Raw genomic sequence first — 3,291 nt, 5'->3', positions numbered from 1 at the left:
GCCAAAACATTAAATCCGATTTTATTCATGGGTTAATAGGGTTTTGCTAAAAATAAGAAATTCAAATATGATAAAACAACAAAGTCATTCAATTCTCCCATTTAAATACATCATATTGGTATGGTTGATTTCCCCTTAATTTCTTCAGTTATTAAAATTAAACATTACCTGTATCTATCTTTCCATAAACCAAGTCTGTTTCCATTCTCCATCGTATGTATCATTTGATTGAGGAATACCCGGAGTGCTTCGACCCTCTTTGATATAGCGGATCATGATTTGGGTAAGCTCTTCGACCCGCTCAGACTCAGCAGCTTCTAGGTTGGTGGTTTCGCCTGGATCATTTGCCAAATTATAGAGCTGGACTTCTGGTAGATCTGCTTCAGCAGGGTCTCCTGGTCTTGGGAAGCTCCATCCTCCTGAGCCTTTGGCAAAAATCAATTTCCAATCTCCTTTACGAATCGCAAAACTCCCTTCAATCGAATGAAAAACAGTGGCTTCACGAAATGAGGATGGCTTATTTTCTATATCAAAAAGGGGAATAAGCGAATAGCTATCCTCTCCTTCGGTATCCGAAAGCGAATACTTTGCAATTGCTGCCGCTGTAGCAAAAAAGTCCACTAGGGAGATCGTCTCTTCACGCACTGTACCTTCCTTAATGGTGGCAGGCCATTTGGCAATAAAAGGAACCCGGTGGCCACCTTCATAAATGTCTGCTTTGTGACCTCGGAAATGCGAACTGGGAAAATGGCCCATTTCTATAAGTTTATCAAAACCGGCAGCAGGGGAGCAACCGTTATCACTGGTGAAGACAACAAGGGTATTCTGATCTATTCCTGCATCTTTCAAGGCTTGGTTTAGCTTCCCGATATAATCATCGATCATCATCATAAAATCCCCGTAAGGGAGAAGCCCGCTTTTCCCCTGCCATTTCTTTGGAGGTAAAATCGGTGTATGTGGCGATGGTAATGCGAGGTAAAGGAAAAATGGGTTTTCTTGATTGGCTTTGGTTTGAATATATTTTAAAGAACGATCAAAGAAATTTGGGGTCACTTCTTCATGGATAAAGTCAGGAGAAGTAGGTCCCTCCCGCCACCAAGAATATTCTCCTTCGTCAATCGTTACTTTATATGGTTGCGCGGTTGCTTCGCCGTTCTCCACATAGATATAGGGTGCCATATCGAGCGAACCGGAATGGCCATAGGCGTAATCGAAACCGAGGTCATTTGGAGTATTGCGGACAGGTTTTTTGAAATCGATCTGATCAAAATCAGCAGAATTCCAGCCTCCATCTTGAAACTCAGCGCCGTCCTTTAACCCCCAATCCCAGCCTAGATGCCATTTTCCTATAAATGCGGTTTCATACCCTTTTGACTTCAAAAGCGAAGCAACAGTAGTTCGGGTTTTAGGGATCAAAGCTTTCGATTTGCCAGTCAAGACGCCACTTTTGAGGCTGCTTCGCCAATTGTACCGACCTGTTAGCAGTGCATATCGGGTAGGCGTACAGACCGCAGAGGTAGAATGGGCATCGGTAAACCGCATTCCTTCCGAAGCCAATTGGTCAATATTCGGTGTTGGGATTTTGCTTCCTGAATTGAAAGCCTTGATATCACCATAGCCCAAATCATCCGCAAGGATAAAAATGATATTGGGTCGCTTTACTTCAGTCGGCGGTGCTGAACAAGATCCAAAAATTACCGTGAGTAAAAAAATCAAAAGGAGCTTAAATTGCATATTAATTACCGATCAGCTTGTTTATTTCTAAATTATAGATTTTACAGGACCTAAGGTTAAAGACATCTAACCCTTAACCAACAATCATTTAAAATCCCCCACTTTCATTCCTTTTCTGAATGTTCCAAAACCAAACATGGTCGGTTCGTATTTGCCGACGATGGATACGTTCAGGTCAGGAGTGATTTGATCCGGCATGTCCAAGCCCCAAAATACCGCATTAACGATCAGTCTCCTCAGATCCTCACTTTGCAGATCCACTGAAGCACCCATGGTGGTGGCGAATGCTTTTCCTTTCTTGCCTCCTTCTACCTGATAGTCTTTGGTCCATGCCATTGGCATCACTGATTTTTCCCAGATTAATGGCGTATCAGGAGTCATGCCTTTGGTCGGTTGGCCATAGACAAGTACATGTGCATCATGGGTCAGGTTCTTGACAGTATAGACATCCGAGGCTGCCCAAATGTCATTGACGCCACGGAGGATCGGATGGTCTGCAAGTTGTGCGGGACCGTCGATCAATGCACGGGCGCCTTCTTTGGCATGCTCGCCATGATGGGCTACCCAAGTTTCCCCCAGGATTTTTTGGCCGAAGCCACCTTCCCAACCCTCGGTTTTATTTCTCCAATCGTACTTGGCATAAGGGCTGTTTTTGTTTTTTTCATAGTGAAAAGCATGCGTAGCAGTTCTCATGCCGATGATGGGTTTTCCTGCCAACAGGAATTCATGGAAATATTTGGTCTGCTCATCAGGCAATTCACGGAATCTGGTGAGTAAAATCATCAGATCGGCCTTTGCCAAGTGTTCCAACCCGGGAATATTGTTTTGATAGGAAGGGACGACATTGCCTGTTTCTGGTTCGATAGGAAAGAGTACCGTACAAGTAAATCCATAATGCTCGGCAAGCAATTTGCCCAACATCGGCATCCCTTCCTCGGAACGGTATTCGTCATCCCCACTTACAAGGACGATATGCTTCCCTTTGCCGGGACCAGATTTTCCTTCAAACTGAAGCCAAGTCTTTCCTTCTTGGGCATTTGTGAGAGAAATGGAAAAAACCAATAGCAGTGCTATGGATGAGAATGTAAAAATCCCAAGGAATTTTTTGTTGCTTTGTTTGAAGTGGTTTTGCATAGGGTTGTGTATTAAAGAAAAACGCAATCCGTTTTTCATATTTCAAAAGATACTTTGAAACTCCAATTGAAAAAAGTGAATTTTTAAAAGAATTGAAAAAAAGACAATTCTTTGGTTCAATTGGTCAATTAATGGAATACGATTGGATGGAGATAGATGGGTCAAAGAACCATTAGGACCTAATTCAAAATTGAAAATGGACCTTCCGGTTCATGAATCAATATAAATTTCAGCTGACTTCAGCTCATATTTTTTGGGAAATCAAAATGACCATGTAGTATTTTAATTTCAGGCATGTAGTACTTATGATGTAGTGGATTTTTTGATTTGGGCTATGGGTATGAATATGTTTACATAATTGATTAATCACTGCTGACCCAATAAAAACCAAAGTTTATGCCTGCCGATCCTTTCAAAATATTT

At 42.2% G+C, this 3,291-nt stretch carries 2 protein-coding genes; both read right to left on the bottom strand.

Features of this window, described 5'->3' with window-relative positions; all coding sequences use genetic code 11:
• Positions 1–174: 174 nt before the first annotated feature.
• Positions 175–1,734, bottom strand: coding sequence for a sulfatase family protein (locus ACZFYI_RS17920; RefSeq protein WP_462525493.1), 1,560 nt, complete (start codon positions 1,732–1,734; stop codon positions 175–177).
• A gap of 84 nt (positions 1,735–1,818) precedes the next feature.
• Positions 1,819–2,868, bottom strand: coding sequence for a ThuA domain-containing protein (locus ACZFYI_RS17915; protein ID WP_462525492.1), 1,050 nt, complete (start codon positions 2,866–2,868; stop codon positions 1,819–1,821).
• Positions 2,869–3,291: the final 423 nt, after the last annotated feature.

Source organism: Aquiflexum sp. (assembly GCF_977115555.1).
Note: the sequence above shows the minus strand (reverse complement) of the source record. Positions and strands in the feature narration are given on the sequence as shown.

Bases quoted from the DNA above. Each gene is read 5' to 3' on its own strand.
- ACZFYI_RS17920 (WP_462525493.1), bottom strand. From the start codon at position 1,734: ATGCAATTTAAGCTCCTTTTGATTTTTTTACTCACGGTAATTTTTGGA.
- ACZFYI_RS17915 (WP_462525492.1), bottom strand. From the start codon at position 2,868: ATGCAAAACCACTTCAAACAAAGCAACAAAAAATTCCTTGGGATTTTT.